Annotated in this window: 8 protein-coding genes; 5 read left to right on the top strand and 3 right to left on the bottom strand. The window is 50.5% G+C overall.

The features are described 5' to 3' along the window. Positions 1-327: 327 nt before the first annotated feature. From CWM47_RS21430 to CWM47_RS21410, 5 genes are all read left to right on the top strand, one after another. Positions 328-1671, top strand: coding sequence for a Kelch repeat-containing protein (locus tag CWM47_RS21430; protein WP_100990237.1), 1344 nt, complete (start codon positions 328-330; stop codon positions 1669-1671). A gap of 6 nt (positions 1672-1677) precedes the next feature. After that, positions 1678-2721 (top strand): DUF4249 domain-containing protein, encoded by a 1044-nt coding sequence (locus tag CWM47_RS21425; protein WP_100990236.1) that lies wholly within the window; start codon positions 1678-1680, stop codon positions 2719-2721. A gap of 118 nt (positions 2722-2839) precedes the next feature. Further along, positions 2840-5251, top strand: a complete 2412-nt coding sequence (locus CWM47_RS21420; protein WP_100990235.1) for an FtsX-like permease family protein — start codon at positions 2840-2842, stop codon at positions 5249-5251. A 174-nt stretch (positions 5252-5425) separates the two neighbouring features. Next, complete coding sequence (locus CWM47_RS21415; RefSeq protein ID WP_100990234.1) at positions 5426-5806, top strand: hypothetical protein; 381 nt, start codon at positions 5426-5428, stop codon at positions 5804-5806. Between the two features lie 132 nt (positions 5807-5938). Beyond that, on the top strand, positions 5939-6541 hold the full coding sequence (locus CWM47_RS21410; RefSeq protein WP_100990233.1) for an outer membrane beta-barrel protein: 603 nt from the start codon (positions 5939-5941) through the stop codon (positions 6539-6541). Positions 6542-7070: 529 nt separating this feature from the next. Here the strand turns inward: CWM47_RS21410 and CWM47_RS21400 are convergent. The 3 genes from CWM47_RS21400 to CWM47_RS21390 form a co-directional block, all read right to left on the bottom strand. Further along, complete coding sequence (locus CWM47_RS21400; RefSeq protein WP_100990231.1) at positions 7071-9458, bottom strand: TonB-dependent receptor; 2388 nt, start codon at positions 9456-9458, stop codon at positions 7071-7073. A gap of 98 nt (positions 9459-9556) precedes the next feature. Continuing rightward, positions 9557-10627, bottom strand: coding sequence for a DUF4249 domain-containing protein (locus CWM47_RS21395; RefSeq protein ID WP_100990230.1), 1071 nt, complete (start codon positions 10625-10627; stop codon positions 9557-9559). Positions 10628-10681: 54 nt separating this feature from the next. Beyond that, positions 10682-12025, bottom strand: a complete 1344-nt coding sequence (locus CWM47_RS21390) for a Kelch repeat-containing protein (protein ID WP_157816030.1) — start codon at positions 12023-12025, stop codon at positions 10682-10684. Between the last annotated feature and the right edge of the window lie 20 nt (positions 12026-12045).

The raw sequence follows: 12045 nt of genomic DNA, 5'->3' as shown, positions 1-12045 counted from the left end.
TCCGCCTGTCAGTCCAACGGTTAGGCCCAGTACATTGAGCAGCTAAACAGCCGCTGTGACCGTAGATTTCGGAAGGCTATTGTAAGGTAGTTTCGGAGCATAAGAACGAGTCAGTCAACCCCCCGAAAGTTAGCTAACTTATTGGCTTATTGATTACGCTTATCGTTACTTTAGGGGGCGTCTTACCTATCTACTCTGATGTGATTTTACGCGATTGATCGATGTAGCTTTGCAGTGTTGAAAATTCATCGACAGCAGCTATCAGTTGGCTTAACTTTCCTCCGGGATAGCAGTAAAAAGTTTTACTTATCCTTTGTAGATTGCAAAATGCTTAGGAAATGTATACGCATTCGGCAAGGGTATACCTGGCTATGGCCCCTGTTTTTGCTCGGATCAATACTCGTTGCTGGTTGCAAAACCATAGAACCCAGCCCCACGATTTATATACCAGCCTCACAAGCTGCCAGTAAGGCATCCCTGGTATCGGTACGAGCGACAGGCGTTTCTACAGCGGAAGTGATTGTTAAATCAACTGCCGGGTTGGCCGACCAGGGCTGGCAGGTAGCGGCTGAAACGACCTCAGGTGGGCCAATCACCTTAACCCCCGGTAGCAAACAATCACTCGTAACGTTCACCTTAACAACCTGTCAAGCGGCAGGTTTGGTCAGTGGACAAACCTACCGCTTCACCCTTCAATTTGTTTATAATGGCCGGGATACATTGAGTGCCGAGCGGACCTACGTACATACACTTCCGGCTTATTGGCGTCGGCTATCTCACCTGGATACGGACGAGGGTGATTTTACAGGAAGTCTACTGATTAGTAAACAGAGTGGTACTGACTATATATCCGCTGTTCGCTACGTCACCGACGAGCAGTGGCAAGCCTTGCTTTATGATCGATCCCGTGACCAATGGCTAACCAGTAGTGTTCCCGATTTAGTACCAGCTTACGTTCCCCGGCATGGCCTGATTCGCTTTCAACTTCAAACATCGACGGATGTTTCATACGTTTTTAACGGCTTGGGTTTTTTATACAATGCACTGGATCAAAATCATCGTCTTTATAAAAATACCCTGTTCGTGAAAGACAATCAGGGGGTTAAGGAGATCAAGGATGCTGGCGGCGATGGCGAGATTGCGTTCTTTACTACCTCCGATCGTGCATTTTTGCTCACCCAATTAGGGCCACCAGCTTTATGTATACGTCGGGGTAACTGGGAGCAGTATAGAGGCCCCGATTTTCCCGAAGCACCGGGCACCCTGGCAACCTTCCTGGTAAACGGTATCGGCAATGTCGTCAATCAGATTGAAGGGCGACCCCCTCACCTCTATGCCTATAATCCCACGACCGATCAGTGGAGTCGCCGGGCCGATTTTCCCGGTGCGTCCCGTAGCCGGGGCGTAGGTTTTTCTGCGGGTAACCAAGGCTATTTTGGCTTAGGTGCGACGGGTGAAGAGGAACGGGGTCTGCGCGATCTGTGGCAGTATGATCCCACAACCGACCGCTGGCAATACGTGACGGATTATCCGGGCCAAGGCCATCAGTATGTGATGACCAACAGTGCAGGCGATCGAGCCTACCTGGGCTGGGGTTACGAAAACCAACCGACACCCTCAGGGGGAGCACGGCAGGTGGGCTGCACGGATTTTTGGGAGTTTAAACCCTAGGTCGTTATGAAAGCAACAAGAAAAACAACGCTATACCAGGGGATAGCGCTTAGTTTCTTACTTGGGCTACTAAGCTGCGTTGAAGAGATTAACCTCCCTATACGACAGATCGAGCCGCGTTTAGTGGTGGAAGGATTGATAACCACGGATCCACCCCCCTACGCCGTTAAGCTCACCTTTACTGGGCAGTTCAGTTCGCTCAGCCAGCTGCCCGAAGGGTTAACGGTCAACGGAGCGGTGGTAACCGTAAGCGATGATCAGGGACGTACGGTTCGGCTAAAGCCCGATCCGCTCACGCCTGCCTATTATTACCTGCGCGACAGCACCTTTCGGGGACAACCAGGCCGTAGCTACATATTACGGGTGAAACTGGAGGACGGCCGTACCTTCGTTTCGAAGCCCGAACGAATACCCGATGTACCGCCCATCGACCGACTGGATGCTGCCTATCAACGCGCACCCGCAGGCCCCCCTTCCCCCGACACATATACCGTTTTGCTGGACACTCAGGATCCCCCCACGCCAGGCAATTATTACCGCTGGTCCGCTTATGCGTATGTACCCTGCTGGGCAGGGGGCGTTCCAACTACGTTTGCGGGTGTCACCCTGAATACCACGTTTGGGGCAGTCTATGGTCCCCTAACCGATGTAGGCTCTGACGCGCTGGTCAATGGAAACCGCATCAGCCGCCGTCCCGTACTAACGCTACCCGTTTATACCTTGGGGCGTCGGTACGTTGAAGTGCAACAGTACTCACTCACGCAAGCAGCGTATCAATATTGGACGCTCTTTGAGCAGCAGCGAACCCGTACGGGCTCGCTCTTCGACCCGCAACCCGCTAGTATTGAAGGCAATGTCCGCTTGCAGAGCGACACCACCAAGCTGGCGCTGGGTTATTTTGGCGCATCGGCCGTGAGCCGTCGCCGGTTAATCATTCCGAGCGATACAATCAACTACGGCCGGTTCATTGTACGCTTCGGTGGTTTGTTCGCGAATGTGTGCGGTGACGCACCGGGTGTGGAACCCGTTAACTGGTTAGACGGTAAATGAGTATTGACCGGACAACCTGGAAGCCTGGTCCTACGCCTTTTCCCGAAACCAACTGTAAGAAATGGCACTTTGCGTTATCACTAATTCCATTAATCATTGACCCTTAACGAAAGCAGCTATGATTCGTACGTATCTCAAAATCGCCTGGCGTTCTATTCGAAAGCATAAACTGGTTTCGGGGATCAATATGTTGGGGCTGGCCATTGGTATTAGCTGTAGTTTTTTTGTGAGCGTATGGGTGCTGGACGAATTGCGTTACGACCGGTTTTTACCCAACGCCAACCGGGTTTTCCGACTGGAAAGCATCACCACCGCTCGCGATGGCTCCCAGCGGCAATTACCATCGGTGGGCTGGCCGGTGGGTAAAACACTCCAGTCGGATTACCCCGAAGTTGAGCAGCTTACGTACGTAAAAGGCTGGAATCCCCAACTTAAACTTAAAGGGATGTACGGGCAGGAGACGGGCCTGATGGCGGATGAACATTTCCTGTCGGTGCTGGGCTACGAGTTAGCGGAAGGCAATCCCCAAACCGCACTGAAAGATCCCTTCAGTGTGATTTTGAGCCCACAGGCCGAAGAAAAATATTTTGGTAAAGGGAGGGGAATGGGCCAAATCCTCATGGTCAATGATACCTTACCGCACCGGGTAACGGGCATATTCAAAAACCTGCCCACCCACGCTCATCTCCGCTTTAGCATGGTTCGCTCACTGGCTTCCCTACATTCCCTGTATCCGGAAGATATGACCTATGAATATGCGTCGGGTTGGTTTGATCTGAATGTCGTCAATTACGTGTTGCTTAAATCGGGGACGAATCCGGGGGCGTTTGCCAACAAGATTAAGGATTTAGTCAGTCAGCGGGGGCAGGCCATGAGCCGGGAGACGGGTATGAGTAGTACGCTTCAACTCCGGCCCGTGACCGATATCTATCTGCACTCAGGTATGCCGACCGAAAACGGTCCTGTGGGGAGTGCCCAATCCCTGTATCTATTTAGCGCCATTGGTTTGTTCATGCTACTCATCGCCAGTCTGAATGTCATTAACCTGACCACCGCCCAGGCTACTCAGCGAGCCAAGGAAGTAGGTGTCAAAAAAGTATTGGGTGTAGCGAAAGCGCAGTTGGTTGGCCAGTTTCTAACCGAAGCGGCTTTGATCTGTCTGTTAGCCACAGCTGGCGGTATTTTACTGATCCTACTGGGCCTTCCTACGTTTAATGCCTTTACCGGTAAAGCTATTTCCTATAGCGCCCTTTTTTCGCCCCTTACGGCCGGACTGCTAACCGGTTTTCTGGCGCTACTCATTCCCCTGACGGGCTTCTATCCCGCCTGGGTTTTAACGCGCTATGAGCCGATTACGGTACTACGCGGTTTTTTTGCCCATTCTACTCAAGGAGCGGTACTTCGCAAAGCGTTGGTAGTCGGTCAGTTTACAGTCGCTGTCTTTCTGATTAGTGCCACCATCGTGGCCTGGCAGCAGATCCAGTTTATGCGAAAGCAACCCTTGGGCTTTGATCAGCATAAGGTGATTCTGGTTGACCTCAAGGAGGTAGCGGCCCGAAGCCGGAATGAATTAGCGGCATCGTTGCGCAATGAATTGATCAAGTCCCCTCACATTACAGAGGCAACCGCCTGCAACGCCGTACCGGGACAAAGCGGCTGGACGGGCCAGTTCGCCACGGGGGATGGCAATCAAGCGGGTAAAGGGGTTCTGGTAGAACACATTCCCGTAGATGCTGCATACCTACCCACTTTACAACTGCGCGTTGCAGCGGGGCGCAATTTTTCAGCCGACAATAAGGCCGACGAAACGGAATCATTTCTCATCAACGAAATGAGCGTAAAAGCCTTTGGCTGGTCAAGTTCTCAACAGGCACTCGGGAAGAAGTTAGCCGTTTCGGGCGTCAATGGCAAGGTGATCGGTGTGATCAGGAATTATCATCAGCACAGCTTACAAGAAACGATCCACCCCGTCGTCATGAATCAGATGCCCGTTTACAGGGTAGTCGCCTTTCGCTATGCCGGGCAGAGTCCGGCGGTAGCCGTTACGTATCTGACCACGGTCTGGGAAAAGCTATTTCCGGCCTATTCGTTAAACTATTCCTATTTAGATAACGCCTTTGGTCAACAATACCTGGCCGAGCAACGACTACTTCAGACGTTTTCAGTAGCGGCCTGCTTAGCCATTTTCATCTGTTGTATGGGCTTGTTTGGTTTGGCCACGTTCACGGCCAAACGACGGACCAAGGAAATCGGCGTACGCAAAGTACTGGGCGCAAGTCTTTCTCATCTGGTGCTGTTGTTAGCCAAAGATTTCCTGAAACTGGTACTGATCGCCCTGTTATTAGCCAGTCCACTCGCCTGGTTTATGTTGCAGCGGTGGTTGCAGGATTTTGCGTACCGAATTGAGTTGTCGGTCTGGGTCTTTGCGGTCACAAGTCTGCTGGCTTTGGGGATTGCCTTCCTAACGGTGAGTGTCCAGAGTATTCGGGCGGCCCTACTGAATCCCGTAAAGAGCCTTCGCTCGGAATAACCGTTCTTGAGTCAAACCAAATAAGTTGTATAGCCTCAGCCAAAAGTGGACAGAATTGGCTTGGTTTGGGCAGTCCGGTATGTTCTTTTCATTTAAGGATTTTGTACGTAACCTGTACAACGTTTGTTTGCTTGTGAGGGTCTGTCATACTAGGCAACCTAAATTCCCTACCCCATGACCAAACTGTTTATTTTCACCGCCCTGATCGGTCTAGCGCTCCAATGCGAAAAACAAACAACGCCTGAACCCTATTCCACAAGTTGCGGAGTTGACGATCCCGCTAAAGAACTCCCCTGGCTAAAAGACCTAATTGCGAAAGCCGATGAAGATAAAGCAACGATGGCGTACAAAGGCAATTACCTGGGTAAAATTTACCTGGAAAGCTTCCGGGACCAACCTGTTTTCATCGTTGACATGATGATGGGAAATGGGGGTATTGCCCTGTATCTTTTTCATTGTGATGGACAGCGCGTAAATGACATTAGGGATGATGAAATAGCCACAACAATCGCCCATTTTCAGCGGAATAATTTGGTGTACTCGAATTTTCCTTAAACCGATAGTATACTACCAATAGGGTTTACATAATCTTCACTTGCCCAGGTAAATAAAGCACGGTTCCAACCATACTATTGACGAACGGGTCATGCGTACAATTGCTCTTAGCTTCTTGAATACGAGACATGTATGAAATCAATCGCATCTTTTTTAATCAGTGTATGGATTAGTACTATGCCTGCGCTAGCCCAATCCATAAATCGATTCAGTTTTCAAGCAGGTTACTTGTACGCTACTTCTAAACTTACCCGAACTAGTACTGCACTGTTTGGTCTACCGGATTTTGATCCAAAACCGGGCTTTTACATGGGGTTAACTTACGAACATCAGATATCAACTTTAATTACTAGTCAATTAGAACTTACCTATCAGCAAAAAGGCTCCATAAACCGAACTTCACCTCTTAGTCCAGAATTTATCAATACCTACAGCTACTTGAGTCTAACGCCAATGGTTGGCGTCAAACCTGTTAAGAATTTACATTTTTTGATTGGTCCTCAATTGAATTTATTAGTGAACAAATTAACCCGTGGCTCGGATACTCAAGTCCTGTTTGATGCCAATCGTAGGCTTGAATTTGGCTTAATGGGTCGTGCTAGTTATCAGTTTAATCGAGTAGGATTAACAGCTAGTTATTTCAAAGGCTTGACGGCTTATTATAAACGTGATTATTATTATTATTTAATGAATCAGAATTGGCAAGTAGGCTTAGCTTACCAGCTCAACAAATAATGGATCTGTCGAATCCTTTAAAGAGTGGGTAGAAGGTAGTTTAACTCACATATTAACATAATCTCTTTATTTAGTCGCACTTGTGCAACAAGGAACTAGTAGTGACTCCAACCTAATGGATTCATTAAAGGCCATTCTGAAAAAATGCTAAGTCGGAAAACTCTGCTGTTGTCGATGCTGCTATGGGCTGCACTAACAGGCTGCAAAAAAAATGAACTGGATCCGGTTACTAGTAGCCAGCCAGGTGAAGTAGCCGCAGTAATTACTAAGATCGATCTGTCGTCTTTAGGCGATTGTACTTGTTGTACTCCCTATCAGATTCAGATTGATAAGGATACTTTCCAAGCTGATCAACTCCCTGGTTCCTTCGAGACGCTTACTACCACCGTTTGGCTAAAATACGAGTACCTGCAGTTGAGTGGTACATGTAATCAAGTTCAAAACCGAATTGGTATCACCTCCATCAGAAACAGGTGATTTAGTACAATTTCTATTTTGCAACACAGTATAGAGTAGGTTGTTTTCACAGTCAAAACGTAAAATTCCAGCTAAGGGACGGAATGATCGTACCAAAAACCGACAGCTGATAGCTTTTGGTCGTCGTATTCACGCGTTGAAAGTAAATCGAATAGGGATTTTTGTGAGCGTATACATTGTAGAGCGAGATAGACCAGTTGCTATAGTGCCGCTGATCCGCCGACCGCCGACCATCTTTGGTGAACGAAACATCTAACCGGTGATAATCAGGAATCCGGTCCGTATTCCGCTGGGAATAGTCCAGTACTTTGACCCCGTTAAGTCGATAGGTCCCATCCGGATAGGTTGTTGGGCGACCACTGGTATAGACAAAATTGGTTCCAAATGTCCAGCCCCGGCTCCATTTCCACTGGGTGGCAATGCTTAGATTATGCGGCCGATCGAAAGTGGAAGCATACCAGTCCCCCCCGTTGATTTGTACACTGGCATACGGACTGGGTACCCGGGCCAACGTTCGCGAGTAGGTGTAGGCGATAAGTCCCGTTAAGAAACCGCGCGTTTTCTGTAGGCTAACTTCTACGCCATAGGCCCTACCCTGCCCTCGTAATAAGTCCGCATCCAGGGTAGGGTTCAACAACAAAGTCGCTCCGTTGCGGTATTCAACCAGGTTTTCTAACGTTTTATAATATACTTCAACCGAGGTTTCATACTGGTTCTCCTGGATGTTTCGAAAATACCCTATTGCCAGTTGATCGGCCACCTGGGGTGGTACCAGTGCATCGCTCACTTTCCAGAAATCGACCGGCGAAATAGCGGTGGTATTGGAGATTAAATGGAGATACTGGCGTGTCCGGTTATAACTGATTTTGACCGAACTAGTTGGTGAGAGCGTCGTACGCACCGTTAGGCGTGGCTCCCAGCCGCTGTAGTGAGCCACGGATTGACCCGGTCCATACTGAAGGGTGTCGGTAATGCTTTCGCGGGTGCGGGGCTGTCCTTCCGCGTACTGATAGGCTTGGCCAGGCCCTAGCGTGCTAAACTGTGCATAGCGAACGCCTACCTGCACTGAAAGCACCCGAAACGGCGTCCATTCCTCTGAGAGGTAGCCCGCCCATTCCCGAGCCTGCTCGGTGGGTAAAGTCAAGGCGTTAATATTCGAGTTATTGCCCGTCGGCGTAATTGATCCGGGGAGCAACTGGTAGCCCGTTACCGAGCCGCCAAATTCAAGCCGGTGGGTTGATTTCCGACCATCCGAAGGGGTACTGTAGGTCCAATCCAGCCGGGCATCCCGCTGCTGAATAGTCGAGCGGTACTGATAGGTATTGGTCGAGGTGAGCCCGTTTAAGAAAAACCGGTAGTCACTTTGGGTCGCCGTTACGTTCAATGACCACCAGGCGTTTAGCCGCTGGCTCCAGTGAGCCGTGGCCAAGGTCGATTGGGTGGTATAAAGCGTATCCTGGGGAAATTTAAACGTATCAAAGCTCCGGTAAACCGTAGCCGATAGCTGGCTGTTTTCGTTGATGCGGTAGGTCAACCGGCCATTTAGATCGTAGAAAAAGGCGCGGTCTTTGGAAGTGGGCGCGGGAAATAAGCCCAGAATAAACGACGGATAGGCAATGCGGCCACCGGCCAGGAAGGTCAATCGTTTATTCTTCGTCACCGGCCCGTTTAGCATCAGCCGACTGGTCAGCAGACCAATGCCACCCGAAATGTGCAGCCGGTCGGTTTCTCCAGGTTTGCTGTTCATGACCAGCAGCGAAGAGAGCCGACCCCCATAGGCCGCTGGAATTCCGCCCTTATAAAGCGTCACATCCTGAATAGCATCGGCATTCAGATTACCCAGCAAGCCTAATAAATGACTGGTATTAAACAAGGGAGCCCCATCTAAGAGTACTAAATTTTGGTCAGTGCGCCCCCCCCGCACGTTAAACCCACCGGCCCCCTCACCTACCGTGCTCACACCGGGTTGCAGGGTGAGGGCTTTTAAAATATCGACCTCGCCGAAGACGACCGGAATATTCCGCAGGTTTTTCATATCCAGTTTGACAACACTCATCTGAGTGGCCGACACGTTGGCATCCGGTGTTCGGCCCGTTACATTCACCTCATCCAATTGCCGCGTATCCGGGTTTAGGATGACGTCAAGATGCACCCCAGCGCGACTCAAATCCAGGAAACGGCTGCGTGCGTAGTAGCCGACGGCGGAGAAGGTTAACTCATAGGGGCCAGGCAACACGTTTATACTAAAGCGTCCTAAACTGTCGGTCGTCGTGCCAACGCCTTGTTTTTTGTCGTACACCGATGCTTTCATCAGCGGCTTGCCCGTAACGCCATCGGTTACCTGGCCATCAATATGGAAACGGGTTTGGGCCAAAACGTTTGTGGCGACGATCAGGAGCAGGATATTACTTAAGGCAATACGAATACAAGTCTGGTTCATACAACAAATTGGAAATAACAGCCGGATAGTCTTTTGCGAATTAATCTATATAGTTGATATGTGCATTCGATCCAATAATCTATTTGTCATGAATGCGTTTAGCGGGGGGGATACCCCGCAGGAGGGATTAATTGAGCCTGCCCAAAGGCTTGAAAGCAATCCTGATCAGGGGGAATAAATTCATTTCCATACCGGACGAGGAACCGGTTATAGTTGATGGTATCTCCCGGAATGGTGAGCCGTTGCTGGCTGACTGCCGAAGCGCCAAAGTAACCTAACGCCAATTTAGTGGTGTCATCAACGGCATGCACGTTCCCTTCAATAGAGGCTGGCTGGGGATCGAAGAGCGAGCCGGTTCGGGTTCGTTGTTGCTCAAAGAGCGTCCAGTACTGGTAGGCAGCCCGGCTGAGGGAAAACTGACGGACCTGGACGTACTGGTTGCCCACGGCGTAGATGGGAGAACTAAAGACGATCCGGTTACTGATTCGGTTTCCGTTCAGCAGCGCATCGGATAACACATCGGTTAGGGGTCCAAAGTAGGGTACCCAACACGAACAGTAGCAAAAGGAGGACAGCCCATTACTGATGGGAGGGTGAAGGGGATCATACTTAGTCCAGCGGGGCAGGTAACTGACCGACTCCCAGCGGTAAAAATTGCCCGGCGTCGGTGGATCCTGGGTATCGACCCCGATCAGATACGCATCGGGCTGCCCCAGGATGCTAGACTGGGTATGGTATTGCGCCGTTAGCTGGTCTAAAGGTGCTACGGCCGCTAACCGTTCGGGTACCGACTGGTAGCGGCTTCCGTCCGGCAGGGTAACAAATAGCGTATAGGATCGACCCGGCTGGCCCCGGAAGCTGGGGTCTCGCACCCAGTAGTAGGCAGCATTGAGCGGGTCCTGCTCCAGTAGAACCGATTTACCCGCGTCGTCCGCTACCACCACCTTAGCCCCGTTAATGGCTAATTCTTCGGGTATGAGCAGAGAACTGGTCAAGTTCCCGGAATAGGTAAGCTTAATCAGATAAGGCGGTGCTTCATCCGTAATGAGCCCATCCACGACCAACCGGCGCTCGGTTTGCCGAATAGGTAGCGCTACCGGTTCGACGCACGCACTTAGCCCTGCTAGTAAGGTAAGGAATAGATACAGGGTGTTTGGATAATGACGCATAACCTAACTCGGTAAATGGCTACTGATGAGACTGGCGAAGAAAAGCTGAATAAATTACCGGGGCTGAAACGACCACCAGTCCGTGCAGGGTACCTGACGAACGACCCCCGAGGCCGTTTCCTGGCTTTCGTAGCCCCAGCCTAAATACACCTTCTCCTTTAGGGTAGCGACCGCCAGGTATCGATTTCCCTGTCCTGGATAATCCGTCACGTATTGCCAGCGGTCACTCGTGGGATCATATTGCCAAAGATCCCGTAGTCCCTGATTCGAGGTCTCCCGGGCACCCAAGCCGAAATAACCCTTCCCACTGAGCGAAAATCCCGCACCCCGACTGCGCATTGGGCCCGGAAAATCAGCCCGACGCTGCCAGGAATCAGTTTTGGAATTATAGGCCCAGAGGTGAATTGGTTGATTCGGATACTGATTCACCACGTACCCGATGTTATTGACCGTAAACGTGGCTAGGGTGCCAGGCGATTCCGGCAAGGACGCCCTGGAAACCTGGGGAAAGTTGGCATCAATGGAGCGCATGGCTGGACTTCCATTCTGGGTCAGAAAATACGCGTCGTCCGTACTGGTCAGCGAGTCCCGGGTAATAAAAAAGGCTACTTCTCCATTTTCACCCTCGTAAGCCGGGATCACCGGCCCCTCATAGGTGCCAATTTTTGCCCGCATATCATGATAATAAAAGTATTTATCGGAGGCCTGTTCATTGATGGCATACCCTAACCCGTAGAAGTAATGTAAGTCGCCAAAGTAAAACAAGTTGAATTGAATGATACCCCGGCGGGGTTGCATTTTCAGAAGTGGCACATTGACCAGGTTCCATTTATTAAAAAGGGAAGAAAATTGCCAGGCCTGCATCTGATTTAGGCCTGCATACCGGCCCAGTGTCAAATTTGAAAATTCATCCGCCACGGGATAAGCGGTATAGTCACCCCCATCCAGGGGCGCATGGGCCAGGCGCTGCCAGATGGGGCCAGCGAACCGGTGGTTATAGCGCCGAATGGCCTGTATAGAATCCTGATTGTTAAACCGAAATCGCATATCGAACGTATAGGTTTCCTTAGGAGTCAACCCACTCAGGCGCAGTGGAATCAGCGAAAAATTGCCAACCGACTGGGCATCGCCTGCGAGTAAGGGTAGGGATTGCCCCCCCGCCCGTCGAGCGGTCAACTGATAGGCATTGGCCGCCAAGCCCTGGGTAATTTTTAGGATTAGTTCGGCCTCCGTCGCACTAGTGGCTTGTACACTAACCAGCGACGCCTGGGGCGGTGTCAGGGGATCAGCGGTGATAATGACGGTTAAATCCGGTGAACTGCAGCCTACACTCGTTAGACTAACCACACAACTCAGTACCCAATACAGGCTCGGTAAAAAAAGGCATCGTTTATCCATAAAAAGCATCAACTTCGATC

Source organism: Spirosoma pollinicola (genome assembly GCF_002831565.1).
GTDB lineage: Bacteria > Bacteroidota > Bacteroidia > Cytophagales > Spirosomataceae > Spirosoma > Spirosoma pollinicola.
The sequence above is the reverse complement of the archived record's forward strand: the minus strand, read 5'-3'. Positions and strand labels throughout refer to the sequence as shown.